At 52.4% G+C, this 25147-nt stretch carries 22 protein-coding genes; 10 read left to right on the top strand and 12 right to left on the bottom strand.

The features are described 5' to 3' along the window. Positions 1–3: 3 nt before the first annotated feature. The 6 genes from hisC to hisG form a co-directional block, all read right to left on the bottom strand. Entirely contained in the window at positions 4–1128 is a 1125-nt protein-coding gene (gene hisC, locus ACYVBJ_RS09570; protein WP_460982063.1) for a histidinol-phosphate transaminase, read from the bottom strand. A 38-nt stretch (positions 1129–1166) separates the two neighbouring features. After that, a complete protein-coding gene (locus ACYVBJ_RS09565) occupies positions 1167–1673 on the bottom strand; it encodes a peptide deformylase (RefSeq protein ID WP_460982062.1) in 507 nt (168 codons plus the stop codon). A gap of 136 nt (positions 1674–1809) precedes the next feature. Continuing rightward, positions 1810–2190 carry a type II toxin-antitoxin system VapC family toxin gene (locus tag ACYVBJ_RS09560; RefSeq protein ID WP_460982061.1) on the bottom strand — a complete coding sequence of 127 codons (381 nt, stop codon included), beginning with the start codon at positions 2188–2190 and terminating at the stop codon, positions 1810–1812. Next, positions 2187–2447 (bottom strand): hypothetical protein, encoded by a 261-nt coding sequence (locus tag ACYVBJ_RS09555; RefSeq protein ID WP_460982060.1) that lies wholly within the window; start codon positions 2445–2447, stop codon positions 2187–2189. Before ACYVBJ_RS09555 ends, ACYVBJ_RS09560 begins: the two co-directional genes overlap by 4 nt. A 33-nt stretch (positions 2448–2480) precedes the next feature. Next, positions 2481–3770: a histidinol dehydrogenase gene (gene hisD, locus ACYVBJ_RS09550; RefSeq protein ID WP_460982059.1), complete on the bottom strand. Its 1290-nt coding sequence runs from the start codon at positions 3768–3770 to the stop codon at positions 2481–2483. Positions 3771–3868: 98 nt separating this feature from the next. Beyond that, complete coding sequence (gene hisG, locus ACYVBJ_RS09545) at positions 3869–4729, bottom strand: ATP phosphoribosyltransferase (protein ID WP_460982058.1); 861 nt, start codon at positions 4727–4729, stop codon at positions 3869–3871. Positions 4730–5068: 339 nt separating this feature from the next. Between hisG and ACYVBJ_RS09540 the strand changes: the two genes are divergently transcribed. Next, the gene (locus ACYVBJ_RS09540; protein WP_460982057.1) at positions 5069–5842 is read left to right on the top strand and encodes a MerR family transcriptional regulator; all 774 of its coding nucleotides are present in this window, start codon (positions 5069–5071) and stop codon (positions 5840–5842) included. Between the two features lie 57 nt (positions 5843–5899). Here ACYVBJ_RS09540 and ACYVBJ_RS09535 read toward each other — a convergent pair whose 3' ends face one another. The 3 genes from ACYVBJ_RS09535 to ACYVBJ_RS09525 form a co-directional block, all read right to left on the bottom strand. Beyond that, positions 5900–6583, bottom strand: coding sequence for a response regulator transcription factor (locus ACYVBJ_RS09535; protein ID WP_460982056.1), 684 nt, complete (start codon positions 6581–6583; stop codon positions 5900–5902). Continuing rightward, the gene (locus ACYVBJ_RS09530; RefSeq protein ID WP_460982055.1) at positions 6584–8161 is read right to left on the bottom strand and encodes a sensor histidine kinase; all 1578 of its coding nucleotides are present in this window, start codon (positions 8159–8161) and stop codon (positions 6584–6586) included. It abuts the gene before it with no gap. Positions 8162–8281: 120 nt separating this feature from the next. Then, positions 8282–8524, bottom strand: coding sequence for a tyrosine-type recombinase/integrase (locus tag ACYVBJ_RS09525; protein WP_460982054.1), 243 nt, complete (start codon positions 8522–8524; stop codon positions 8282–8284). A gap of 175 nt (positions 8525–8699) precedes the next feature. Here ACYVBJ_RS09525 and ACYVBJ_RS09520 point away from each other — a divergent pair, with 175 nt between their 5' ends. From ACYVBJ_RS09520 to ACYVBJ_RS09495, 6 genes are all read left to right on the top strand, one after another. Next, entirely contained in the window at positions 8700–8858 is a 159-nt protein-coding gene (locus ACYVBJ_RS09520; protein ID WP_460982053.1) for a hypothetical protein, read from the top strand. A 154-nt stretch (positions 8859–9012) separates the two neighbouring features. Beyond that, positions 9013–11370: a T9SS type A sorting domain-containing protein gene (locus ACYVBJ_RS09515; protein ID WP_460982052.1), complete on the top strand. Its 2358-nt coding sequence runs from the start codon at positions 9013–9015 to the stop codon at positions 11368–11370. Between the two features lie 370 nt (positions 11371–11740). Next, positions 11741–12520, top strand: a complete 780-nt coding sequence (locus ACYVBJ_RS09510; RefSeq protein ID WP_460982051.1) for a hypothetical protein — start codon at positions 11741–11743, stop codon at positions 12518–12520. A gap of 78 nt (positions 12521–12598) precedes the next feature. Beyond that, positions 12599–13390, top strand: a complete 792-nt coding sequence (locus ACYVBJ_RS09505) for a GLPGLI family protein (RefSeq protein ID WP_460982050.1) — start codon at positions 12599–12601, stop codon at positions 13388–13390. 11 nt (positions 13391–13401) lie between these two features. Beyond that, a complete protein-coding gene (locus ACYVBJ_RS09500) occupies positions 13402–16170 on the top strand; it encodes an outer membrane beta-barrel protein (RefSeq protein ID WP_460982049.1) in 2769 nt (922 codons plus the stop codon). Between the two features lie 169 nt (positions 16171–16339). After that, positions 16340–16900 carry a type 1 glutamine amidotransferase domain-containing protein gene (locus tag ACYVBJ_RS09495; protein ID WP_460982048.1) on the top strand — a complete coding sequence of 187 codons (561 nt, stop codon included), beginning with the start codon at positions 16340–16342 and terminating at the stop codon, positions 16898–16900. A 126-nt stretch (positions 16901–17026) separates the two neighbouring features. Here the strand turns inward: ACYVBJ_RS09495 and ACYVBJ_RS09490 are convergent, their stop codons facing one another. After that, complete coding sequence (locus tag ACYVBJ_RS09490; protein WP_460982047.1) at positions 17027–17416, bottom strand: ribosomal maturation YjgA family protein; 390 nt, start codon at positions 17414–17416, stop codon at positions 17027–17029. Then, a complete protein-coding gene (locus tag ACYVBJ_RS09485; RefSeq protein ID WP_460982046.1) occupies positions 17417–18289 on the bottom strand; it encodes a glycerophosphodiester phosphodiesterase family protein in 873 nt (290 codons plus the stop codon). 171 nt (positions 18290–18460) lie between these two features. Here ACYVBJ_RS09485 and ACYVBJ_RS09480 point away from each other — a divergent pair, with 171 nt between their 5' ends. Together ACYVBJ_RS09480 and ACYVBJ_RS09475 are read left to right on the top strand one after the other, a co-directional pair. After that, entirely contained in the window at positions 18461–18757 is a 297-nt protein-coding gene (locus ACYVBJ_RS09480; RefSeq protein WP_460982045.1) for an ArsR/SmtB family transcription factor, read from the top strand. Between the two features lie 78 nt (positions 18758–18835). After that, the gene (locus ACYVBJ_RS09475; RefSeq protein ID WP_460982044.1) at positions 18836–19849 is read left to right on the top strand and encodes an LLM class flavin-dependent oxidoreductase; all 1014 of its coding nucleotides are present in this window, start codon (positions 18836–18838) and stop codon (positions 19847–19849) included. Positions 19850–20283: 434 nt separating this feature from the next. Here the strand turns inward: ACYVBJ_RS09475 and leuS are convergent, their stop codons facing one another. Beyond that, positions 20284–23127: a leucine--tRNA ligase gene (gene leuS, locus ACYVBJ_RS09470; protein WP_460982043.1), complete on the bottom strand. Its 2844-nt coding sequence runs from the start codon at positions 23125–23127 to the stop codon at positions 20284–20286. Between the two features lie 174 nt (positions 23128–23301). Between leuS and ACYVBJ_RS09465 the strand changes: the two genes are divergently transcribed. Then, complete coding sequence (locus ACYVBJ_RS09465) at positions 23302–25131, top strand: hypothetical protein (protein ID WP_460982042.1); 1830 nt, start codon at positions 23302–23304, stop codon at positions 25129–25131. The last annotated feature ends 16 nt before the right edge of the window (positions 25132–25147 follow it).

Here is a 25147-nt window from a genome sequence, read left to right as displayed (position 1 = left end):
CAGTTAGGCGTTTGATACTACTTCCGGCCGGGTGGCCACCTCTCCTGTTCCTAACGGCAAATCGCCCGTAACCGGTGTGTGGCTCATGGTTCGTAACACGTCGAGCAGCCGCTCGTTCTCGGATCGTGTACCGACGGTTATACGCAGACACCCATCGCACAGTTTTACGTTCGACCGATCGCGCACGATCACCTGCTGCTCAATGAGGTGTTCAAACGTTCCTTTGGCATCCTCAAACTGTACGAGCAGGAAATTAGCGTGCGACGGATGCACGACCCGCACAGCAGGCAAAGAACGCAGTTTTTCCGCCAAAACGAGACGTTCGGCCAAAATTTGGGTTACCATCTCGTTCTTTTCCGCTTCGCGTTCCAGGGCTCCGAGCGCCAGTTGCTGGGTCGGCGCGGAGATGTTGTAGGGCGGCTTAATCTTGTTAAGCACCTGAATCAATTCCTCGGAGGCAAAACACATGCCCAACCGCAAAGCCGCCAGCCCCCAGGCCTTCGAAAACGTTTGCAACACTACCAGGTTTGGGTACGTATCCAGCTCGTTTGTCCAGGAAGGGGTGTCGGCGAAGTCGATGTAAGCCTCATCGACAATGACCAGCGAATGCCCAGCCGCTTCAAGTATCGCTTTAATTGCATCAGCCTGCAAAAGATTGCCTGATGGGTTATTCGGTGAGCACAGCCAGATCAGCTTTGTGGCTGGCGTTATGGAAGCTAACACTGCATCAGCATCCACCTGAAAATCGGCCGTAAGCGGAATCCGGATGATATGTACGTTGTTGATGGCTGCCGAAACCTCATACATACCATAAGTGGGCGGCATAATCAGGATCGAATCGGCGCCCGGCGTACACGTAGCCCGCACCAGTAGGTCGATGGGTTCATCGGAGCCGTTTCCCAGAAAAATCTGCTCGGGTCGAACGCCTTTTATCGGCGCCAGACGCTGCTTGATGGCCCACTGATGCGGGTCAGGATACCGGTTATACGTTCCGGTTGTAGTGGACCCGATTGGGTTTTCGTTCGCATCCAGAAACACACCCTCCTTTCCCGTGTATTCATCCCGAGCCGATGAATAGGGGGTTAACGTAAAGATGTGTGGACGAAGAAGCGCTTGTAGATTAAACATAAAAATCTTGACAGTAAACGTATTGAAATAGTCATCGGCTAGCCCCGTTCATCCGGTGTTGGCCGCCAGCGAAACGCCTGTTGATCAACCGCCCGCATGGTGCATAATACGCCATTCAGGTGATCGTATTCATGTTGAATGAGCTCTGACATTGCCCAGTCGGTTACGTGCCAGTTGTGGGGTTGCCAATATTCGTCGTGGTAGGTCATTGTCAGCGAACGATGTCGACGCACACGTACCAGTAAATTGGGAAAGCTCATGCAATCGTCCCAAAGTTCCTCGGTTTCGTCGCTTACCGCAACAAATTCAGGGTTTATGATCACCTGCGGCCGGTCAACATTCACATAAATCAGCCGTTTCATAATACCCAGTTGCGGAGCGGCAATCCCCCGCCCGAACTGGTACTTCGCCCGAATCTCCTCCATTACGTTGTGCAGGTCGGCAACCCAACCGGCAACCAGTGGCAACTCCGATTCCAGAACGGGTTCGCAGGTTTCGTACAGCCGCGGGTCGCCAAGAAGCAGTAAGTCAGCGAGGTGTTTCATAGATCGAAGATGTACAGAACCGTCTCTTCACCATTTTTAAACGAATACGGTGAGATGCGCAGGACAGCTCTGACTTGCTGTATTGTTCATGTGGAGTGATAGTCCTGTGTACCAACGCGCAGAGAAGAAAGGTCAATCATGCATTCAGAATATCAGCCAGCGCAATGAGTTGCAGGCCATCAATATCGGTGAAGTCGGCTACGTTATGGGTAAGAACTGGCAACGAATACAGCAACGCTGTAGCCGCAATGATTGAATCGGCCAGCGAACGTTTACGCTGCTGGCGCAGACGGATGGCTTCCGTAATGACCTCCTGGCTGATGGGTAACATTGAAGCATTCAGAAATAACTGCTCAAGTTGGATCTTATGCTCCGGTTTGAGTTTATGATAACCTAATACTTCTAGTTTAGTGACTAAGGAAAAATACAATGTATCTTCTTGTGCTTGCAGATACGTCCGTAAGGTCTCATAATTGGGCTCAACGAAATAAATTAGGATAGTACTATCGAGAATCATTCCTCCCGGCCATCTAATACCCGATCCCAGCTACGTACTTCCCGTTGCCACTCGGATGGATCGCCAAACGATTCGCCAACCCCTCCGCTAGCCGCTATCTTCTCGGCCGTATCGAAAAAAGCCTTCAATTGCTCTTTCTTTGCCTGATCGCTCGGGACGGCTTTCTCTTCGACAACTCGTGCGTTTAATTTTGGTAACAACGCCCGCAGTAAGGCTTCATCCGCTGGCGTATCTATTTCGATCAATAGCTGACTCATAACAGTTCCTCCTTTTGGGACAAAATAACAAAATCAGGCCGGATTCGCTTCGGCCAGACTCGCCAGTCGCAGACTCACAGCCCGCTTGTGCGCGTCGAGCGATTCAGCCTCTGCCATGGCCTCAACGATCGGACCCAGGTTTTGTAAACCCTCCGGCGTAATGTGCTGCACCGTAATTTTTTTCACGAAACTATCCAGTGATACGCCACTGTAGGCCCGGGCGAAGCCGTTGGTCGGCAGTGTGTGGTTGGTACCCGATGCGTAATCGCCGGCCGATTCGGGCGTGTAGTTCCCCAGGAAAATAGACCCGGCATTTACAATCTGCTCGGCTACGGCTTCGGCATTGTCAACGCTAAGAATCAAGTGTTCGGCCGCATACGCATTCAGCAGATCAATCGCTTCGGCCTGACTTTCCACCAGAATCATTTTGCTGTTTTGTAACGCCTTAACGGCCAAATCCTGCCGGGAGAGTTTACTCAATTGGGTAATCAGAACCAGATTGACCAGTTCAACCAACCGTTTGCTGGTCGACACGAGCAACACCTGACTATCGGCACCGTGTTCGGCCTGCGAGAGCAAGTCAGCGGCCACAAACGAAGGCACAGCCGTGTCGTCGGCGTATACGGCGACTTCGCTCGGACCGGCGGGCATATCGATGGCTACGCCTTCTTTGGCAACCAGCATTTTTGCGGCCGTTACGTATTGATTGCCCGGACCAAACAGTTTATAAACCTGCGGCACGGATTCGGTACCGTACGCCATAGCGGCAATGGCCTGGGCGCCCCCAATCCGGAACACGTTTGTGACGCCCACCAGCTTGGCGGCAAAGTAGATAGCCGGGTGATTGCTGGGCGTGCAAAGAACAATTTTACGGCATCCTGCCAATTGGGCCGGTATGCCCAGCATAAGCACTGTGCTGAACAAGGGAGCGGTTCCCCCCGGAATGTACAGGCCAACGTTTTCGATGCCCACACTCCGGCGCCAGCACGTAACGCCCGGCATCGTTTCGATTTTTTCGATGGGCTGCCGCTGCCGCTCGTGAAACAGGCGGATGTTCCGGTACGCCTGCAGGATGGCCGCTTTGAGTTCCGGACTCAGTTGCGCTTCGGCGGCATCGAGTTCCGCTTCCGAAACGCTCAAGCCAGACTGGGCCAAGTCGATCTTGTCAAATTTCTGAGCAAACTCAACGAGGGCCGCATCGCCCCGGGCTTTTACCTGCGCCAGAATCGGCGCGACCGTCGCTTCAATCTGCTGGTTCGACTGCACGGGCCTGGCTAAAAGAGCAGGCCATTCGGTACGGCTGGGAAAGGGAATGATTTTCATTTTAAAAGGAGCGTGGAGCGAGGAGATACGAGAGAGAATTCATTCGGTCGCTTTAGCAGAGCATTCTCGCTTCTCTCTCCTCACTTCTATATACTAGTTCAGTAAATCATTTTCTCAATCGGAATGACCAGAATACCTTCGGCACCGGCAGTCCGAATCGCTTCGATGTTTTCCCAAAACTCATTCTCGTTTAATACGGAATGCACAGAACTCCAGCCTTCCGTAGCCAGGGGCGTTACCGTCGGGCTCTTCATACCGGGCAACAACGCCGTAATCTGATCGAGGGCGTGATTGGGAGCGTTCAGTACAATGTACTTGTTGTTCTTAGCCGCCTGCACCGATTTGATCCGGAACAGCAGTTTCTCCACTAACGCCTGTTTGTCGGCTTCCAGTTCAGGACGGGCGATCAGAATTGCTTCCGAGCGAAAAATCGTTTCAACTTCTTTCAGGCCATTGCTCAGCAACGTACTGCCCGAACTAACAATATCGCAGACGGCCTCAGCCAGCCCAATGCTGGGGGCAATCTCCACCGATCCGCTGATCTCATGAATTTCAGCGTTTACGCCCTGTTCGGCCAGATACTTCCCTAACAGGTTCGGGTACGAGGTCGCAATGTTTTTCCCATCCAGGTATTGAATGCCTTTCCAATCGGTGGCGCGGGGCACGGCAATAGACAAGCGGCACTTCGAGAAGCCCAGCCGATGGACCGTTTGGACGGGTCGGCCGGTTTCGACCGCTACGTTCTCACCGACAATACCCAGATCAGCCACGCCATCTTCAACGTAACCCGGAATATCATCATCGCGCAGAAAAAGAAACTCGGCCGGGAAGTTCGACGAAACCGATTTGAGCTTTCCGGTGCCGTAATCGAAGCGAATCCCGCACTCTTTAAAAAGCTGGTACGAGTCTTCGCTCAGCCGACCCGATTTTTGTAAGGCAATCCGTAATAAAGAAGACATAATTCAGGAGAACAAACGCGTTAACCCACCGTCACACAATCGGCCTTAGTGAGCTATAATCAACAAATTGAGGGCAAAAGTAAGCAAAAGAGAGGGTTCGGCGGGTCAGCGACAAGAACTTAACAGCCGCCATGATGGCGACGATGTCGAAACGAGGAGAATAGAGCCCAGCCGATAATCATGCCGCAAAGATAGGCTGCGATTGCAAATGACAAAAATGAATTTTTGTGGTCTCGTTTCTGGCTCTATCTGGCAAGAACAAAAAAAGTCAAAATTTTCCTTGACTCTCCCCTTACGTCATAGTCTACATTTACCCCGTCAATCAAGCTTAGGTTGTTTATGAGGCAGTATTCTGTTAAAAAACTAGCCGCGTTAGCCGGTGTCAGCGTGCGCACCCTACACCACTACGACCGGCTGGGTCTTCTAAAGCCGTCCATCCGTACCGAGGCCGGGTACCGGCTGTATGGCGAAACCGAGTTAATCCGACTGCAGCAGATTCTCTTTTACAAGGAACTGGATTTCCCGCTTAGTGAAATCCAGCGCATCCTGGAAGGCCCTGATTTTGATACGATACTTGCCTTAAACCAACACAAAGAAGCCCTACTGCGTCGTAGAGACCAGCTTTCGGTTCTTTTGACAACGATTGACAAGACAATTAAATCACTTAAAGGTGAACAAACTATGTTGACAGACGAAGAATTGTATGAAGGCTTTCCGAACGGGAAAGCCTATCGTCGGGAGGCCGTGGAGAAGTACGGTGCCGACGTAGTTGAGGGGTCGGAAAATGGACTCCATCGGTTAGGGAAAGTGGGTTTTGAGCAGTTAAAAGCCGACGCCAGAGACATCGGCGAGAGATTGTTAACTCTCATAGATCAGGACCCGACCAGTGCGGTTGTCCAGCAGCAGATTGCCCGGCATTACCGCAACATCAGGGGTTTCTGGGGCGAGTCGGTATGTGCGGGCAAAGACATGGCCGAAGCCTACAAAGGGTTAGCTCAACTGTACGTCGACGACCTCCGGTACACGAGCGGGAACGGGCAGGAAAACCCGGAGTATGCCGCGTTTCTGAACAAAGCGATGGTCTATTTTGCGGATACGCAATTGCGTAACTAGCCAGCAAGGCCGGGCGTTCTGCCCGGCCTTGCCCACAATCAGGCAACTGATCGGCACTCAAATAATTAGTTTATAGCCAATGCCGCGAACGTTGATGATCTGCACTTGCGGATCGTCACGGAGGTAGCGTCGGAGTCGGGTAATGAATACGTCCAGGCTGCGGCCGTTGAAAAAGGAATCATCACCCCAGAGTTCAGTAAGCACCGCGCTACGTTCCAGAACCTGATTACGCTGTTCATACAGTCTGCGGAGCAGTTCGGCTTCGCGGTGCGACAGTACGGTCTCGTTGCCATCCAGAAACAATTTTTGTTTGGGGGGATCAAACCGATACCGCCCAACTGCCAGCAGCATTGGCGTCGATGGGGTTGTACCCAGACTGGCCGGACGGCGGAGCAGGGCGTTGATGCGCACGATAAGCTCGTCGAGACTGAATGGTTTTTTGAGGTAGTCGTTTCCGCCCAGTTCAAAGCCGCGTACCACGTCGGCGGTCTGCGAACGGGCCGTCAGAAACAGGATCGGTATATGGGCATTGTCCTGGCGAATGTGCTCCGCCAGTGAGAACCCGTCCATTTCGGGCATCATTACGTCGGCCACCACAATATCAGGTTGCTGCTGGCGAAACAGGTTAAGGCCTTCAGCCCCATCGGCCGCGTAAAAGACCGTAAACCCCCGCACTTCCAGGCTATCGCGCACGATCATGCCGAGGGCTAATTCATCTTCAACGAGTAAAACGCTGGCCATCTATTTCGAAGCGGAATAAAAGTCAGGAGGATTCAGGTTGACACGTAATCGTTTCACGCCGGCATGGCCGTCACCACCCGTCTCCGGAATCAACAGAGTAAATTCGCTGCCAGCGCCGGGTTCACTCGTGACGTCAATGTGCCCACCGTGTTTCTCCATTACCTGGCGCACGTAGGATAGCCCCAGGCCAAACCCTTTTACGGGATGCAGATTGCCGGTGGGTACGCGGAAGAAACGGTCGAAAATTGCGCCCTGGTACGTCTTGGGAATGCCGATGCCGTTGTCTTTCACCGATAGCCGCCAAAGCCGTTCCTGCTGCTGACTTTTGATGTGAATCGTCACGGATTCGCTGGAATACTTAATGGCGTTGTCGATCAGGTTATTAATGGCATTCGCGATGTGAAAGCGATCGATCCGGACCGGTGCATCATCTGCCGATGCGTCGATCTCAAACTGCACGGGCTTGTCGGCTTTAAGCTGATGATTACTGATCACCTGCTGAATCAGTTCGGACGGTTTTACCCACTCCGGATTCAGGACGAGTTCTTTCTTTTCTTCGGCCGCGAGCGTGAGCACTTTCTCCACCAGATCAGAGAGTCGTTGCAGGTTATTCTGCGAGATTGCCAGGTACGTCTGCGTTTTCTGCGGATCGTTCAACGCGCCGAAGTTCTGCAACGCTTCCACAACCGCGGTTACCGTTGCGATTGGCGTTTTCAGTTCGTGCGTCATGTTGTTGATGAAGTCGTTCTTTACTTCCGACAGTTTCTTCTGGCGCAGAATCGTACTCAGCATGAACAGGAAACTACCCGTAGTCAGCAATACCAAAAGCACCGAACCACCCAGCAGCCAGCCCATCCGACGTAACAAATAGAACGTTGGCGTGTCAAAGGACACCTGCACAAACAGATTCCGAATCGGATTGATAGGCAATACTAACTTATTCATTACGTTCGGTCGATCATCTGGCCTTGAGGGTGCCCCCAATTGATGAACCAGTACGTTGTTGGAAGGCTTTTGAGGATGAACACTTATCGTATCGAGTTTGAAATCAGCGTGTATACCCCGCTCACGAAGCTCGGCGCGGTAGGCCGCCCACAGCTTCGGCAGATCGATACGTGTGCCTTCGGCCCAGTCGAGCAACACCATATTCGAGATACGGCGGGCAAGCGTATCGGGCGATATAACTACCTGCGTTTCGTTTCCCGTCGGCAGGCGCGGATAAAACTGATCAACCGTTACCGCCCGAAGCTTACGCTGACGACCACGCGTTGACCGTAGAGGTGGCTTGGGGGGCGTTACAAACATCTGAATCTGCGCCCGGTTCGCAGTGCCGTCAAATCGGCGAATGATCATTGGCGTCGGTTTTGAGGCCTCCTTCCTGTCCTGGTTGGCAAATAATCGGTTAGCCTCGGCCATCTGACGCTGCTGCAACATCGCAAACAAAGCATCCCGCATCGTCTGGTTGTACTGCTGGCTGTTAACACGATACGTTGTCCAGAGCCAATAGCCCTGAAACGCATTGATGCCGATGATACAAAGTGTCATCAGCCAGAATATCGAACGGATGCGTCGGTTCATACACAAATCTACATCGTCCGGACGGGCTTTGGATGGACGTTAACACTGTTTAACAAAACTAGGGCTGTCGCCAGATCAGAAGGGCACTTTTTCAAGAATGGGGTCACAGGTGGGGGCAAATCAGGACTTGATACGCTTCCAGGTGTCCCGCATCTGATTGACCATTAGCGAAGAGCTGACCTTGGAATATTTTTCGGTCGAGGTAATCGAACTATGCCCTAAAATCTCCTGCAAGGTCTTGGTCGGCATGCCCGCTTTGTTCATCAAAGTTGCAAACGTGCGCCGGGCGATGTGGCTGCTCATCGTCTGGTGAAGCGCCTGAATCTCGGATAACAGTTCACCCCGGCAATACGTACCGACCATGACCGGCCGCGATAAGTCCGCCTGACGGCCAATCGATTTTAAAATATAGTTGTATTCATCGCGTTGGGAGCGGACTTTGCTGGTGGGGGGATTCCGGATGAGATGATACGATATTGACTATAACCTCGTCTTTCGGTGGGATATAAAGAAGTATGAAAAGCGAAGTAGTTATTCTATGCAAATCTTTATGATGGGACAGCGAAAAGGGTTGTTCCTGCCATATACGATTCACCTTGTCACCGAAGCCGACGTTCCACAAATTATTGATTACTTAAAACCGCACTGGAAAAAGCTTAACCGGCTCTGGACACCTCTATCTGTTAAAGTCAATTAACCCCACGGCCCGGCCACTCCAGCGCCGGGCTTTTTTATGGCAACCCTTAAGTAATTCTACACATATATTCTCTTGGCTTGTTGAAGACTACAGCACTGGTAGAGTAGCTTTACAGAAAGTTTAACTTCTTCATTTTCAATTTAACATCTAACCCATGAAACACCTATTTACTTTTCTCTTCCTATTTTCTGCTTCGCTTAGTCTACAGGCGCAGATTGTTTTTGACGGCTCACCCGGTGGCGGTTCACCTCCCCCCACTCTAGGGGGCTATACCATGACTTCAGTCACTGATTCTAGAGCGGCAGATAGAAGCGAAGTCTCCTTCGTAAACAGCCCGCTTAGAGGGTCTATTGGCTTTAGCCCAAATTTTCTGATTGTCCAACCACTGCCGCTAAATGATGCTAACTGGTATTTTTATTGGGGAAATGGCTATACAGGTAAAGTTTATGCCAATTATGGGCTAACATTTACTCTTACTTTACCGGCTGGCACGAAAGCGTTCTATTTTTATGCTCAACCAGAATCTATAGGTACCTATAAAATACAAGCTACGACACAAAATGGGACAAGTTCAGGAGAAATCCAGGCTACGGGTAGTAGTAATTCAGACATAGCTAGTGCAAAGTATTTTGGGTTTTACGTCAACCAGCCAGGCGTTACAATCGAAACGATCACGATCACGACAGAGAACAGCAATACAGGTATTGGAATTGGTCAGTTTGGTATTTATCAAGTCCCCTGCCCAAGCTTCACACCTACCCTGACTGCTTCTAACAACGGGGTACTTACCTGCTCCCGAACCAGCGTTCGACTCACCGCAGGCGGAGGAGATGCGGGGGCCACGTACCAGTTTAACAACGGACCTCAAATCGGTGGTCCTACTAGTAGAACCACCACTGCTTCTCAGTCGGGACCCTATAGCGTTACAGTAACGAATCCGGGCGGCTGCTCAGCTACCGCTACCACGGAGGTGACCAGCCAAACTGCAACCCCTGAGAATGTAACGCTTAACAACAACGGCCCGCTGACCTGTGAGCGGACCAGTGTGCGACTCACCGTGCCTTCGGCGGGCAACAACGCCACCTATGCTTTCAGTGGTCCCTTCCCTGTCAGCCAGCCCACCGGTACCAGTAGCCGCACGGCCACCGTCAGCAATCCCGGTGAGTACACCGTCTTAGTCACCAACGCTCAGGGTTGCACCGCTACGGCTACTACAGAGGTAGCCAGCAACACTGCTCCGCCCAGCAACCTGAGCCTAACGGTGAGTAACGTGCTGACCTGCGCTCAGCCAACGGCGGTGCTGAATGCTTCCGCTAACGGCAATGCTCAGCTGGTCATCACCGGACCGGGTGGTCAAAGCTACTCGGCCAACACGGCCACTGTCAGCCAGCCCGGCGAGTACACCTTGACGGCTACCCGAAACAACGGCTGTAGTGCCACTAGGACCGTTACAGTGGAGATCAACACGACCCCTCCCCAGAACCTGAGCTTAACCAATAATGGCCCCTTGACCTGTGCCCAGACCTCTGTTCAGCTGACCGCATCTAGCAGTACCACTGGGGTTAGTTATGGCTTAGCCGGACCAGAGAGCTTTAGCGCCAGTGGGCCAACGGCGAGTGTCAACCGCCCCGGCACCTACACGGTGACTGCAACTGGAGCCAACGGCTGTACGGCCGTCCAGAGTACCACAGTAGAAAGTAATACGATAACCCCTAGTGTTAGTCTGACTAACTCAGGACCTTTGTCGTTTACCAATGCAAACGTTACCTTAACGGCCACAGCTACGCCCGGTGATAACGTTAGCTACTCCTTTAGCTCAAACGCTGCTCAGCAAGGCAGCAGCAATCAGGCTCAAGTCACCACGGCGGGGGTGTACTCGGTGACCATAACCCGCCAGGATAACGGCTGTTCAGCCATAGCTTCCACCACCGTGTTAGGCGGCAACAACCCTACCGCCTGCCGTGGAGCAACAGCGGTGATCAACGTAACGGTTGAGGGCGACCCAGTCAAGTATGAGTGGTACAAGAACAGCCTTACTACGCCCAAGATCATGGAGACCCCTCAACTGTTCCGAGGTACGGCTACGAGTAGCCTGACGCTCATCAACGCTCAGACCAACACCCAGGGTAACTTCTTTCTCAAAGTGACTGACCGCTCAGGCACCGTTAGAATCTACGGACCGTATCGTTTGACAGTAGACGCCAGTTGCCGGGCCAGAGAGATTGCTAGTTTGGAAACGCCCTTGCAGGTAGAACTAGCACCTAACCCAATACAACAGGATCGTTTGCGGGCGGTGGTACGAGGTGCTGAGGGACGTTCCTTGCAGGTTGAGCTAATTGATCTAAGTGGTAAGCCCATCCGTCAGCAGCACTGGCAGCAAGCCGAGAGTGGACAGATGATTGACTGGGATATGCAGTCCCAAGGTTCGGGTCTTTATCTCTTACAGGTGATTAGTGAAGCCGGTGCGGGTATACCAGCTCAACGACAGAGCGTTAAAGTTGTCAAGCCGTAAATACTCTGATTTTCCTAAGCCGCATACCTTTGTCGGCTAAACAATGTTTCATTAAGCAGACTGAAGAAAAGCCTGGCCGCTATGCAGCCAGGCTTTTTTGTGTCCATACCTAAACCCATGACCCCACATTTTTAAATGAGGTCAAAATTACCTCATCCAAACCCCTACCACTCATTAGGCTCACTACCCAAAATCACAGAAAAGACGACCTGCAACCCAGTATGGGCGGGGTATGCCTATAGTGAGCAAAGGTTTCAACTTAACACTGTTTAACACTATGTAGCAGTCTGTTACAAAACTCCACCTGACCTTTGAGTGGTCGGTGTGCCGCATCACCGTCATTATGGATCAAACTAAACCAGCTTTTTTTATGAAAACACACATTAGCGCAGTTGCCAGCTTTGTAGCCGCCTTGCTGGCAACTCACCCAATTATCGCACAAACGGCCGCTGCTACGTGGTCGGGCCAGATTACGTACGAAGGCGTTCACAAAATCGACCCGGCAAGTCTGAAATTTCTCGACAGTAATGGCGAGCTGATGAAACCCGGCGACCCGAATTTCCCGACTGACATCCCCGACGCCCGCATGTCGGAACAGAAGGTCCTGATAAACGGTACGAATGCGAAAGTCATGCGCGAAGGGGAAGTCGTAGGGCCAGGTAGCCAAAGCCAGGTTGGACGTCTGATTGTCGAGCAGACGTTTGTCGACCTAAAAACCCTGAAAAAAGTAACAATCCTCACGATTGGTAAAGATCCGGATGCCAAAACGTATCAGGCTGAATCGCAAATTCAGCGGGTCCAGGGCTGGCAGTTAACCGACCAAACCAGAAAAATAACCGGGTACACCTGCCGCAAAGCTCTCGTTCCCTACCAGAAAAAAACCTTCGCCGTCTGGTTCACTACCGAACTACCCATCACCTACTCGCCCATTGAAGCGCTCACGCCCGACACCGGAACGGTCCTGCTGATTGAGGGTAGCAACGTGCAGTTCAAAGCTACCAAAGTGGCTAAAACCGCACTAAATCCGTCGTTGGTGGCCAACCCCCGGGTACAGGCGCAGAGCGTTACGCCGGAACAATTAGTCGATCTGCGCCAGAAAGCCGTCGCCGATCTTATGCAAAAGTACGGCCGCGCAGGCAGCGGGGGTTAACCCTGTTTAACATTATATAGCAGTCTGTTACACAGCGTTGCCGGAAGTTTATCCCATCAAGTAAATCAATGAATTCTTATGAAAACGCATCGCATCTTAGTCCTTCTTCTCTCACTGCTCGCAGCAGCCACTCGTCCAGCGCTGGCCCAGACATCGGGACAGATTAATTACGAAGTCGTCCGGAAGATCGACCCCAGCAGTATGCGTATCGTCATCAATGGCGAGCAGGTAAAACCCGGCGACCCGAACTTCCCGACCGACATCCCCGATACGCGCACCTTTGGGCAGAAGGTAATTTTCACGAAGCAATACGCCAAAGAAAGCCGTGATGAGCAGAACGCGGTCGTGCGGACATTCGTGGGTGGACCGGGCGGAGGTAGCGCCCCGCAGGTTACAAATATGGGACGCCCCTACGAAGAAGACGTATTCGTTGACCTCGCGAATCAAAAAACGATTACGCTGCTGACCGTTGGCAAGGGCGACGAAGTCAAATCGTACCGCGCCGAGGCCCCAATCAACCGTACAGCAGGCTGGCAGTTTACGGACCATACGAAGAAAATTGCCGGCTACACCTGCCGCAAAGCCACCGTTCCTTACCAGAAAGAAACGTATACGGTCTGGTTCACCACCGACTTACCCATCACCTACTCGCCCATCCGTGAACTGACACCGGAGACCGGAGCAGTGCTCCTGGTCGAAAGCAGCCGGGAGCAGTTTCGGGCGACGAAAGTGAACCTATCAGGCGTCAGTGACAAAGACGTTCAGCCAACTCTCAAAGCCGAGACGGTTTCTCCCGAAAAAATAGCCGATCTACGCGAAAAGGCGGGAGCCGACTTCCGCCAGCAATTGATGATGAATGAGCGAAACTGATTACACCCCGCATGAAAACCTTCCTTCTTTGTATCTTCCTGCTGCCCAGCTGGACGGTCAGCCTTGCCCAAAAGAGCAAGGGCAAGGCTGAAGTTCAGGGCGTAGCCATTGATTCTGTAAGCGGCAAGCCCCTTCGTATGGCGTCGGTCTCGTTGCTGACGGCCCGGGATTCAGGCTATGTCGATGCGACGATCACGGATGGCGACGGCCGGTTTAGCTTTCGCAACGTAGCGGCTGGCAACTACCGGCTTCTCATCACCTTCCTGGGATATGGGAATGCGTCACGGTACGTTACGGTGGAGCCAACTACTCGGCTGGCCGATGCCGGAACCATCCGTATGAACGAGCAGGCCAACGTGCTCAACGAAGTAGTCGTCAGGCAGGAACGCGCGCCCGTCGACGTCAAAGGCGATACGTTGGAGTTCAATGCCAATTCGTTCAAGACACAGCCCAACGCGCAGGTGGAAGAACTTCTGCGGAAACTCCCAGGTATAGAGGTCGCCCGGGATGGCACCATCAAAGCGCAGGGGCAGGCAGTTAATCGTGTACTCGTGGATGGGAAACCATTTTTTGGCAACGATCCCAAAATGGCAACCCGTAATCTGCCCGCCGACATCATTGATAAAGTACAGCTTTATGATCAATCGTCAGATCAATCGCAGTTCTCGGGTATCGACGACGGCAATCGGGAACGTACCATCAACCTGACGATCAAGCGGGATAAAGGGAAAGGATATTTCGGACAGAATTCGATCGGTGCCGGAACCCAGCAGCGGTATCAGGGGCGGCTGAATCTGAACCGCTTCAATAGCCGTGGCGACGGACCGGGTCAGCAAATTTCCCTGATTGGTCAAGCCAATAACCTCAACCAGCAAAACTTTACACTAGGCGATGGAAGTACCGGGCAGGGTGGCTCGGGCGGACCCGTTTTTGTCGGTGGACCGGGTAATACGGGGCCGGGAGGTAATCAGACGCCTACGAACATTATCGAGACAAAAGCGGCTGGTTTGAACTACCGGGATAGAGTGGGCAAACGGGCTGAACTGGCGACCAGCTATTTCTGGAATCAGGCCATTACGACTACCGACCAGCAAAGCCGTCGCGAGAACATCCTGCCAGACCGGTCTTTCAACACCGATCAAAGCAACTCCTCGCAGAACCGCCAGCATTCGCACCGGTTCAACGCCCGGCTCGACTGGCAACTTGACTCCTTAACCAGCCTCCGGCTCACGCCTACTCTTTCGTGGCAAACGACCGGGTTCGACAGCCGAACTGACAGCCGTTCGTATCTACCCAGTGGGGTATGGCTGAACACGGGGCAAACCCGGTACAGCTCAACGGGCGATGGCTTCAACGGGTACAATAACCTGCTGCTCATGCGGAAGTTCAGGCGCGAAGGACGAAGCTTCTCCGCTAACCTGAATTCGGTTCTGGTGGATGGAGAGACCAACGCGTTAAACCAATCGTTGAACACCTTTTACGACTCGACGGGGGCCAATTTGACAAACACCTTCCGGCTCAACCAACGAAATCTCCAGCCTAGCTATTCGTTTCAGAATACGGTAACGCTGTCCTATACGGAACCCCTATCATTGACCCGAAAGTTAGAATTTCGCTATGCCTACGGAAGCATCCTGAACCGGGCCGAACGCGACGCCAGTGATGCGAACGAGATAACGGGGCAGTATGACCGGCCCAACCTGAGACTGAGTAATCGCTTTGCCAGCTCGTTCAGTACGCATCGGGCGGGCGCGACCGTGCAAACCCGTCGACTGCGTTATACGTACGCCCTCGGAGTTGAGGTGCAGCAGGCCGAACTCCGCGCCGACAACCGTTCGGTAGACACCAGCCGAACGAGCCGATACCTGAACGTACTGCCCAACGCTCTGTTCAGCTATACGTTCTCGGGGAATCGCAGCCTGCGCATTCAGTACCGAACCCGCATTACGCCCCCCTCAGTGACGCAGTTACAACCCGTTGTCGACAATACAAACCCGCTGAACATTCGCCTGGGCAACCCGTCGCTACAGCCGGAATATTACAATACCGTTACGTTGACGGTCAATGGATCACGAAATATGGGAACGCGGAGTTTGTTTTTGTTTGCCAGCCTGAACCAGAGCAACAACCGCATCAGCACAGCCGCTACGGTCAACAGTGCCGGTGCGCAAACGACTCAGCCGAAAAATGCGGGTGGGTTCTGGTCGGCCAATGGTTTTCTATCGCTAAGTCGAACGTTCCAGCCGATCCGGCATAGCCTCAATCTCACCACAAACGGCGGACTTACCCGTGGCCTTAGCTTCGTGAACGACCAGACGAACGAGTCCCGAACCGTTACGCTTGGGCAGGGTTTGCGGATACAATCGACCTATAATGGCAAGTTTGACTATGGCATCAGCGGCAACATCAGCTACCAGACAGCCACCTACTCGCTGCTTCCCCGGCAGAATACCGCCTTCTGGTCGCAGTATGCCACCGCCGATCTATACTGGGAATTACCGTTCCGTTTCGTTCTCACGAGCGACGTAACGTACACGGCAACGTCGGGCCGGTCGGCGGGATACAATCAACGATTCACGCTCTGGAACGTAGCACTGGCAAAACAATTCCTGAAAGGTAAGCAAGGGGAGGTACGCGTGCAGGTATATGATCTACTGAACCAGAACCGCAGCCTGGTCCGCAATACAGCCGACTCGTACGTAGAAGATATACAAAGCCGCGTCCTGAAGCGCTACTTCATGGTTAGTCTGGTATACAACCTTCGCAGATTTGGCAGCTAACAACCGGTTTCGTTGAGTAGTTAGAGCTTCACGGTTAACACGGTTCAGAATCAATTACCATACTTCACATTCAACTTATTGGTTAAGCGTCGGCTAAAATCGGTTTGTCAGCTAACTTTTCCGGGCACATACGGTTAAGAAATAGTGCACTTAAATCACTCGACGAACCATGGAAAACCAGGAACAAAAGAAGATAGCCATCTTACTGACAGAGGGTTTTGAGCAAGTTGAAATGACCGAACCCCGCAAAGCGCTCGAAGCAGAAGGATTTCTGACCGATTTGATTACGCCAGAAGGTGGCGACGTAAAGGCGTGGAACGAAACCGATTGGGGGGATACGTTCAAAGCCCATAAAGCACTCAATGAGGCAACGCCCGGCGATTACGACGCCCTGCTCCTGCCCGGCGGGGTTATGAATCCGGACAAATTGCGCATGAACAGCGACGCCGTATCGTTCGTGAACGCGTTTTTCGAGGCTGAAAAACCGGTAGCGGCCATCTGCCACGCGCCTATGATGTTGATTGAAGCAGCGGTCGTTGACGGCAAAAAGCTAACCTCTTACCCTTCACTCCAGACCGACCTACGTAACGCGGGAGCCGACTGGGTGGATGAAGAAGTGGTAGTTGACGGCAACCTGGTTACCAGCCGTACACCGGACGATATTCCGGCGTTCAACCAGGAGCTAATCAAGATCATTAAGGAAGGTATTCACGTCGGCCAGCAGGTCTAATAATCCTTAGCCGGCTCCGGACTATCCTCATTTTGACGGGAGCAAAAAAAAGACCTCCTTTCTGGCTACGCATCACACCATGCTAGCGCCAGGAAAGAGGTCTTTTTTCGTCAGCTTGTAACCCATTTACGCGCTTTGCCGACGCAGACTCATCTGCGCGATCAGCAGCCCGGCCAGAACGCCGATGGTGTAACAAAGCAGATCGCTCCAGACGAAGCTGAACCCAAGCACCAGCCCACCCAGCCGCGTCGCCCGCAGACTGTCTATCCAGGGAGCATGGTAGAGCTGGCTAGCTTCCATATTAAACGAGAAAAGCAGCGCGGCCAGCGCCACCCGTCGAATCGGCCACCGATTCCAGACGCAGGCGATACCGAGAAACACCATCAGCGCCCAGAGTACATCACCGACGTAAGCTCGTATAAACGGTACGTCGTCCCAGCAATGCCGGGACGCCAACCCCGCCAGCAGGACCAGTATGGTAAGCACTACGTAGTTCAGCCGGTTGCGACGCATCATTTATTTCACCGCGTTCCAGACCTCCAGAGGCCGGTCGGTAGACATGATGTCGGCTCCGTTTTCGGCGAATGTCTTATACACCTGATCGCCTTTGGCCACGGCTTGCTTGTCCAGGTTTCCGAGTGTACCAAGAATACAGGCGATGCCTTTTTCGTGCAAAAACTGATACAAGTCTTTCTCGGGTTCTTTCACACCCACAAACGCCACCATCCGGTTGTCGGGTACGCCTAACTCACGCAGACGGTCGTATTCCGCCCGGTTACGAATCGTAACCGAAATCATCAGGTCCGGATCGAGCTGGTGAAGCTTAGCCGCATCCTGCGCGTTATACGTAATCACGGCGGCAATAGCCCCCGTTCCGGTTTTGTGGATCATATCCACCACCTTCGCGAATGATACGTTCCGCTTCACGTCAAGGGTGAACGTAACCTTATTTTTTCCCCACCGGAGCACCTCTTCGAGCGTCGGAATTTTATAGGGCGTTACGTTACCCAGGTTATCTTCCAGCCGGTACTGGTCAAGTTCGGCGTACGTTTTATCGATCAGTTTACCCGTGCCGGTGGTTGTGCGGTCGAGCGTAGCGTCGTGCATCATCACCATCACGCTGTCTTTAGTCAGGTCAATGTCGCACTCAATAATGACGGGCTGCGCCGAGGTACCAATTCGCTTGGCCAGATAATCGAACGACTCAATGCAGTTTTCGGGATAGCCCTTTAGGTCGCCCCCACCCCGGTGCGCACTAATTCTAGCCGTCTGATTCGGCTTGTACGAAAAATGAGCGTAGGCTTTGTCCGACGTACTCCTTGAGCCGATTTTGGGCGAGCAGGCTCCTACTGACAGGAGCAGAAAACTAAGTAGAATGCGGTTTTTCATACGGCAAAGGTAGGTTAACCTGGTCTGTAGGTGAAGCAACTCATTTTATTCCTTCCCACTAATCACAGCCGATTTCTTATGGATGGAAACTCGTTTTATTGAGTAGCCATCGATTCAGAACGAAAGCCATAAGCATTTCGTTATTTTACGAAATGACGATTAACAAACCCGATGCGCGACGTTTTCAAAGCTTTATCCAACGATGTCCGGCTGAAGATTTTAGAATGGTTGAAAGACCCGGACCTTCATTTTTCGGCCCTGGAAAAACAGCATGTCCATGACGTTGGCATTTGCGTCGGCGCAATTCAAAAAAAGGCGGGATTATCGCCTTCAACAGCATCGACGCATTTGTCTATTCTGCAACGCGCCGGTTTGGTTGACGCGACCCGCCTTGGCCAATGGACCTATTATAAACGCAATGAAGCGGCCATTCGCGCCTTGGCCCAGCAGATAGCGGCTTCGCTATGATTCAGTTATTCGTTTCCCATTGCGACTTTCGTTCAAACGCATCTCTGAAGCGCTCAGATGCAAAAACCGTTTAAACAGATGATTCCCTTTTCAATTTTAGACCTCTCTCCCATTGTGGCGGGAAGCTCAGCTTCGCAGGCCCTACGGAACTCCCTGGACCTTGCCCAACATGCCGAGCAGTGGGGATATAATCGATATTGGCTCGCCGAACATCACAATATGCCGGGCATTGCCAGTGCTGCTACGTCGGTCGTTATTGGCTACGTGGCGGGAGGCACGAAAACCATTCGGGTAGGCTCTGGCGGGATTATGCTGCCGAATCACGCACCCCTGGTGATTGCCGAACAGTTTGGTACGTTGGAATCCCTTTATCCGGGTCGTATTGACTTAGGTGTAGGCCGCGCTCCTGGTTCAGACCAGGCGACATCTCACGCCCTACGACGGGATGCGAACGTACATGATACGTTTCCGCACGATGTTGTGGAGTTACAGCACTATTTCCAGCCCGACGATACAAATCAGTTTGTGCATGCCGTTCCCGGCGAAGGATTAAATGTTCCGATCTGGATCTTGGGATCCAGTCTGTATGGTGCCCAATTGGCAGCTATGCTGGGGTTACCGTATGCGTTTGCGTCCCATTTTGCGCCGGGCGAATTGATGCGGGCCCTGCAAATTTACCGTACCCGATTCAAGCCATCAGCCCAGTTAGCCGAACCCTATGCTATGGTGGCGGTTAACGTAGTAGCCGCTGATACGGATCAGGAAGCCGAGCGTTTGTTTACCTCTGTGCAACAGCAGTTTCTGCATATCCGACGCGGTAAGTCCGTACAGATGCAGTCTCCCGTCGATGACTTAACCGCCGTTTGGCCGGACTATGAATTAGCGGGGATCGGACAGGTTCTAGGTTGTTCAGCCGTGGGGTCACCCAAAACGGTGCAGCGCCAATTGGCCAGCCTCATTGCCCAAACGCAAGCCGATGAACTGATTCTAACCGCTCCCATCTACGACCATAACGCGCGAGTCCATTCGATCGAGATTGCCGCGCAGGTTCGCACAGCCCTAGCCAATCAGGAGGCAGTCGCCGAAGTGTAGCCAGGGGATCGCTCCCAATCCCAAAACCAGTAAGGCCACATCGCGCGATGTGGCCTTACTGGTTTAAGAAATAATACGTTTTTCTGTTAACGAACAATTGAAACCGATGGGATAATCTTCATCGGATTGATCACACTCCAGATTGCAATTTGTGTATCAACCAAATAGGCATGCTCCATCACATATACTCCTTCAAATCGCCTAAAGGAGCATTAAAATCATCCGGTATGCTGTACATACCCTTCCAGGCTCCCTAAACGCACGCCTTTCTTCGAATCAGATACGGATTCATCAAGAGACAATACCACAACTTTTGTCCGACGGTTAGTTGGTGGCGCTCAGTCAGCGTTAATTGACCGTTGTCGTAAATTCCATTTACAGCGGTATACATTGTCTTTTCGTTTATTCGCCAAACTTACCTGATTTTCATCAGCTTAAACGACTACGTTCACGATCCGCTTAGGTACGACGACGACCTTTTTAGGCGCTTTACCTTCCAGCCACTTCTGAACAACCTCATCGGCCAGGACTTCTTTTTCGATCTCCGCGGGTGCGCGATCGATAGCAAAGCTGATGGTGGTACGTACCTTACCGTTGATCTGAATTGGATATTCGAACGCATCTTCAACCAGGTAAGCTGGATTGAATTTGGGGAATGACGCTTTTGAAACGGTTCCCGGCTCATTGCCCAACGCAGCCCAGAGTTCTTCCGTGACATGTGGTGCGTATGGCGACATGATCAAAACCAGATCCTCCAAAACAGCCCGTTTATGACAATTCAACGTTGTCAGTTCATTGACGCATACCATGAATGCCGAAACCGACGTATTGAACGAATACGCTTCAATGTCGCTCTCGGCTTTCTGAATAGCCCGGTGCAACACCTTCAGCTCAGCCGGCGTTGGCTGCTCGTCGGTAACTATCCAATGGCTTGCCCCATCCGCATTGTCTTTATAAAACAATCGCCAGAACTTGCGAATAAAGCGGTATACGCCGTCGATGCCGTTTGTATTCCAGGGTTTGGCCTGCTCCAACGGCCCCAGAAACATCTCGTATAAACGCAGTACGTCGGCCCCGTAGCGTTCAACGATCATGTCAGGATTTACTACGTTGAACTTCGACTTCGACATCTTCTCGACCTCAGCTCCAACGATGTAACGACCATCTGGTTCCAGAATAAATTCGGCGTTTTCTGTCAAATCAGGCCGTGCTTTCTTAAACGCGTCAATGTCCAGTACGTCATTTTCGACGATGTTGACATCGACATGTAAAGGCGTTACCTCTTGGCCATTGAGTTGATTCAATGAAACAAACTTAGGAGCTGTCCCTTCAACGCCTGTCCCTTTCACGCGATACACAAAATTCGACCGACCCTGAATCATGCCCTGGTTGATGAGCTTTTTGAACGGTTCTTCCTGCGGCACGTAACCCCGGTCTTTCAGGAACTTGTTCCAGAAACGGCTGTATAACAGGTGCCCCGTAGCGTGTTCCGTTCCGCCAATGTACAGGTCGACGTTCTGCCAGTAGTTAATGGCCGCCTTCGACGCAAATTCACCGGTATTCTGCGGATCCATGTAGCGGTACCAGTACCACGACGAGCCCGCCCAGCCGGGCATAGTGCTCAGTTCGTAGTCGTACTCATCCTGGTATTTCCAGCCTTCGGCGCGGCCCAGGGGTGGCTCTCCGGTCTCAGTCGGTAGGTATTTATCGACCACAGGCAACGCCAGCGGCAGGTCTTTTTCGTCAATCAGATAAGGAAGCGCCCGGCCGTTGCCGCTGTCTTTGAAATAGACCGGTACAGGCTCGCCCCAGTAGCGCTGGCGGCTGAATACTGCATCACGCATCCGGTAGTTTATTTTCCCCTTACCTAGTCCGCGCTCTTCCAGCCAGGCGATCAACGTAGCCGTTGCTTCCTGGTAGGTCATGCCGTTGATGATACCGGAGTTAATGTAATGGCCTTCTTTGGTGTTGTCGGCTTGCTTATCAATATCTTTCTGGGTATCCAGAATCGGAACAATCGGCAGATTAAAATACGTAGCGAACGTCCAATCACGCTGATCACCCGAAGGAACAGCCATGACCGCACCCGTGCCGTAACCCGCTAATACGTAATCAGCTAACCAGATCGGTACCGGCTCACCACTGAACGGATTCACACAATAGCTACCCGTAAAAACGCCAGAAACGACCTTCGTTTCGGCCATACGGTCGCGCTCCGAACGAAGTTTGGCCGCGTTTACATACGCTTCCACTGCCGCGCGTTGCTCGGGCGTAGTCAGTTGACTGACCAGTTCGTGTTCCGGGGCCAGCACCATAAACGTAACGCCATAAATAGTATCTACCCGCGTCGTGAACACTTCAATAAACTGGTTTTCGTTGGTCGCTAACGGAAACTTGACCGACGCGCCTACCGATTTACCAATCCAGTTGCGTTGCTGTTCTTTAATCGATTCGGTCCAGTCAATCGTATCTAAACCCGTCAGCAACCGATCGGCGTAGGCCGTGATGCGCATCATCCACTGGCGCATCTTTTTCTGCTCAACTGGGTACCCGCCCCGCTCCGATACGCCATCTTTCACCTCGTCGTTAGCCAGTACAGTTCCTAACGCCGGACACCAGTTTACGACCGCATCGGCCAGGAAGGTCAGCCGATATTTTAACGTAATCTCGTACGACTCCTGCTTCGACATGGCGTTCCACTCAGCAGCCGTAAATTGAGGAGCCGGGCCACCGTCACGGTCTTCGTCGCACACGGCGTTGACATCCGTCGTACCGTTGGTGGCGAATTTGTTCAGCAGCGTTTCGATGGGTTCGGCACGATCGGTGTCTTTGTTGTACCACGAGCGGAATAGCTCCATGAAAATCCACTGCGTCCATTTGTAGTACGAGGGATCGGACGTACGGACCTCCCGGCTCCAGTCGTAGCTAAAGCCGATGTTTTTCAGCTGCTCGATGTAGCGGGTCAGGTTCTGTTCGGTTGTAACGGCCGGGTGCTGCCCCGTCTGAATGGCGTACTGTTCGGCGGGCAGCCCAAACGAGTCAAAACCCATCGGATGCAGTACGTTGTAGCCCTTTAACCGCTTGTAACGCGCAACGATATCCGACGCGATGTAACCCAGCGGGTGCCCAACATGCAAGCCCGCTCCCGACGGATACGGAAACATATCGAGGACGTAGTATTTCGGCTTTTCGGATTGATTCTCGGTGCGATAGGTCTGGTTTTCGTCCCAAAACCGTTGCCATTTCTGTTCGGTTTCGCGATGGTTGTAGTCGGCCATATTCAGTCGGGTCGCCGAAGCGGTAGAAACGAACCTCCAGATTCGTTTTTTGTCTTTAGATTAATTCAGTGAACGGGCCTGACGGCCCAACGGATCTGGAGATCCGTTTTTTCACAGGTTGCAAAAATAGCCGTTTACCAAGACTTTTGCTTACCCGCGCTTGAGCGTTCCCCAATGAAGCAAACCCATCGTCCTGATTTTGTCACTGCTGCTCCAGCCTCGCCGTCTACGACTTTTCGAAGTAACTGGCTGTGGGTTATTGGGTTATGCATTTTATCAGCCGTACTGAGCAGTTGGTTTATCGGCGATTTTCGACACCCACTTTCTGATGGCAAGGATACGGATGTATATGAGTACGTGGGTTATTTTTTTGGTAAAAACCTATCGTTTTTTCCAGTCCCGCATTTAAACCTGATTAACAACCAGACGTTTTTTCCGTACGGCACGAATCAGGTTTTTCTGGACTGGGGCTTTGAACGGGATTACTGGTATGCCGCCTGTTACGGGCTGTTCAACAGGGCTGGCCCCTACCTTCAATTCTATTACGTCTTCAGCCTGGTCGTTACGGCAGTCGGCTCGTTACTGTTGCTGCAACCTCGCTTTGGTACGGCGAAGTCGTTTCTCACCGGCTTAATTGTATCGGTATTTAATTTCTACGCCACCTACAAATTTCCGGTCCACATGAACGTTTGCACAGCGCACTGGACAACGCTGTGCATAATTGCCACGTACCGACTGTTGTTCGACGTAACACAAAGGCAACCGGTCTCGCTCGCTTATGTGCTTTTATGGATGTGGCTGCACGTACAGGTGCTCAGTCAGGAGCTGGCCTACGTAGCGGGTTTTGCGCTAACCTTTACAACGATTACAATACCGGTATTGCTGTTTAGTCTAACGAGATCGGCGTCGTTGTCCTGGAAGGACATTCAAACGTATTTGAAGTCGGAATACCGCAAACAGCCTTATGTGATCTGGGGGTTAAGCTCGTTGCTGGTCTTGAGTCTATACTTGTACCTGCCGTTAACCCTACAGATCGCCTTTACGGCCTGGCAGTTTGATTTCGATGCAGTGCCCGAATTGCGTGCCTGGTCGCACCCCCTGCGGCTTTTTATACCCTACTTACCTGCTGTCGACACCTTTGCGGTGCCCGACTACCAACGCTGGCTACACGATATGTATGAGAGTTACGGGCAAGGTAGTCCTGGCTTGTATCTGACCATTCTGGCAGGTATCGGACTGTGGCAAACGCGCCAACGTATCACCCTGTGGTTGCCCATTGTGCTTACGCTGGTGCTGTGTTTGTTGTATCACCCAACGGCGCTGCCAACGCTTAAATTATTTCCCTGGTTCAGCTTCAATCGGCACGGTGGTCGCGCCAGTCTGATTTATCCGGTCCTGTTCTGTTTGCTGGCGTTACCGATTCGCTGGTCAGCGACCCGAACCGGGTGGACGGCGGCTTGCTTACTCGGTCTTTTGATGTTGTCTGAATGGACGCACGCCTTTCGTTTACGTATCAGTCTACCGGTTAATGTCGCGTCGGGAAGCCTTATGAACTACTGCGCTACAGTTAAGCAGCAGCCTGGTGTCGCCGTGCTCGACTGGCCGTTTTGTACCGTAGGAGCCGATGGCGTTGGCGCGCAGGAAGGTCTATGCCCCTACTATGAGCAACAGAATTCCGTGTTTACGTATCGGCGCTTTCACGATAAGCACGTGGTTGGTCAGTATTTCGGTCGGCTCCACCCCGACCAGATTCAGCCGTTTCTGCGCGATGGCTGGCCACGACTCCTGGCACCCGGCCGCGTATTTACCGACCAGGACTGGCGATTTCTGAACAAGTTTCTTGCGAAAAACAACTTCGCTGGCATTAATCTGTATACCGACCTGCTGACAGCCAGTCAGGTAGCGGATTTTCATAAACAGTACGGTCGACCTATGGCTGAAACAAGGTTGCCGGGAGCCGGGCGCGTCGAGTTTATATCGCTGAAAAACGGCGCTAAAAAGTAGTGTGACCAGGACACCA

It is taken from the genome of Spirosoma fluminis, assembly GCF_054778895.1.
The sequence above is the reverse complement of the archived record's forward strand: the minus strand, read 5'-3'. Positions and strand labels throughout refer to the sequence as shown.

Bases quoted from the DNA above. Each gene is read 5' to 3' on its own strand.
- ACYVBJ_RS09505 (WP_460982050.1), top strand. From the start codon at position 12,599: ATGAAAACGCATCGCATCTTAGTCCTTCTTCTCTCACTGCTCGCAGCA.
- ACYVBJ_RS09555 (WP_460982060.1), bottom strand. From the start codon at position 2,447: ATGAGTCAGCTATTGATCGAAATAGATACGCCAGCGGATGAAGCCTTA.
- ACYVBJ_RS09525 (WP_460982054.1), bottom strand. From the start codon at position 8,524: ATGGTCGGTACGTATTGCCGGGGTGAACTGTTATCCGAGATTCAGGCG.
- ACYVBJ_RS09495 (WP_460982048.1), top strand. From the start codon at position 16,340: ATGGAAAACCAGGAACAAAAGAAGATAGCCATCTTACTGACAGAGGGT.
- ACYVBJ_RS09490 (WP_460982047.1), bottom strand. From the start codon at position 17,416: ATGATGCGTCGCAACCGGCTGAACTACGTAGTGCTTACCATACTGGTC.
- ACYVBJ_RS09540 (WP_460982057.1), top strand. From the start codon at position 5,069: ATGAGGCAGTATTCTGTTAAAAAACTAGCCGCGTTAGCCGGTGTCAGC.
- leuS (WP_460982043.1), bottom strand. From the start codon at position 23,127: ATGGCCGACTACAACCATCGCGAAACCGAACAGAAATGGCAACGGTTT.
- ACYVBJ_RS09560 (WP_460982061.1), bottom strand. From the start codon at position 2,190: ATGATTCTCGATAGTACTATCCTAATTTATTTCGTTGAGCCCAATTAT.
- ACYVBJ_RS09510 (WP_460982051.1), top strand. From the start codon at position 11,741: ATGAAAACACACATTAGCGCAGTTGCCAGCTTTGTAGCCGCCTTGCTG.
- ACYVBJ_RS09500 (WP_460982049.1), top strand. From the start codon at position 13,402: ATGAAAACCTTCCTTCTTTGTATCTTCCTGCTGCCCAGCTGGACGGTC.
- hisC (WP_460982063.1), bottom strand. From the start codon at position 1,128: ATGTTTAATCTACAAGCGCTTCTTCGTCCACACATCTTTACGTTAACC.
- ACYVBJ_RS09465 (WP_460982042.1), top strand. From the start codon at position 23,302: ATGAAGCAAACCCATCGTCCTGATTTTGTCACTGCTGCTCCAGCCTCG.
- ACYVBJ_RS09530 (WP_460982055.1), bottom strand. From the start codon at position 8,161: ATGAACCGACGCATCCGTTCGATATTCTGGCTGATGACACTTTGTATC.
- ACYVBJ_RS09515 (WP_460982052.1), top strand. From the start codon at position 9,013: ATGAAACACCTATTTACTTTTCTCTTCCTATTTTCTGCTTCGCTTAGT.
- ACYVBJ_RS09535 (WP_460982056.1), bottom strand. From the start codon at position 6,583: ATGGCCAGCGTTTTACTCGTTGAAGATGAATTAGCCCTCGGCATGATC.
- hisD (WP_460982059.1), bottom strand. From the start codon at position 3,770: ATGAAAATCATTCCCTTTCCCAGCCGTACCGAATGGCCTGCTCTTTTA.
- ACYVBJ_RS09520 (WP_460982053.1), top strand. From the start codon at position 8,700: ATGCAAATCTTTATGATGGGACAGCGAAAAGGGTTGTTCCTGCCATAT.
- ACYVBJ_RS09475 (WP_460982044.1), top strand. From the start codon at position 18,836: ATGATTCCCTTTTCAATTTTAGACCTCTCTCCCATTGTGGCGGGAAGC.
- ACYVBJ_RS09480 (WP_460982045.1), top strand. From the start codon at position 18,461: ATGCGCGACGTTTTCAAAGCTTTATCCAACGATGTCCGGCTGAAGATT.
- hisG (WP_460982058.1), bottom strand. From the start codon at position 4,729: ATGTCTTCTTTATTACGGATTGCCTTACAAAAATCGGGTCGGCTGAGC.
- ACYVBJ_RS09485 (WP_460982046.1), bottom strand. From the start codon at position 18,289: ATGAAAAACCGCATTCTACTTAGTTTTCTGCTCCTGTCAGTAGGAGCC.
- ACYVBJ_RS09565 (WP_460982062.1), bottom strand. From the start codon at position 1,673: ATGAAACACCTCGCTGACTTACTGCTTCTTGGCGACCCGCGGCTGTAC.